Consider the following 273-nt stretch of genomic DNA (forward strand, 5'->3'; position numbering starts at 1 on the left):
CAATAGCAGTCGTGATCGGATAAATCAAAAACGGCCAGCATCTTAAGATACTGGCCGTTGTTGTTTGTGCATTTTTAATGGCTTAGTACTTATGGTTGTAGCTGCGCTTTTTCTGCTTCAAATTTAGAAAAATCTAGTCCTAACTCTTCAACTGCTTCTTTGATTAAGGCTGGGTTTTGCATCACCATGCCCATCAACTGTTGTAGCTTTTCTGCAGGAATACCGAATTGACCAATAGTTGCCATTGCTGCGAATGGGTTTTCAGTTAACGTC

General features: G+C 40.7%; 1 protein-coding gene. It reads right to left on the reverse strand.

Translation table 11 applies throughout. From position 1 onward, the window contains the following. Positions 1-89: 89 nt before the first annotated feature. On the reverse strand, positions 90-273 hold a 184-nt coding region (locus tag AAEY75_RS15125; protein WP_352260043.1), incomplete at its 5' end, for a DUF2999 family protein.

Source organism: Psychrobacter sp. TB55-MNA-CIBAN-0194, from assembly GCF_040309505.1.
Classification (GTDB): domain Bacteria; phylum Pseudomonadota; class Gammaproteobacteria; order Pseudomonadales; family Moraxellaceae; genus Psychrobacter; species Psychrobacter fozii.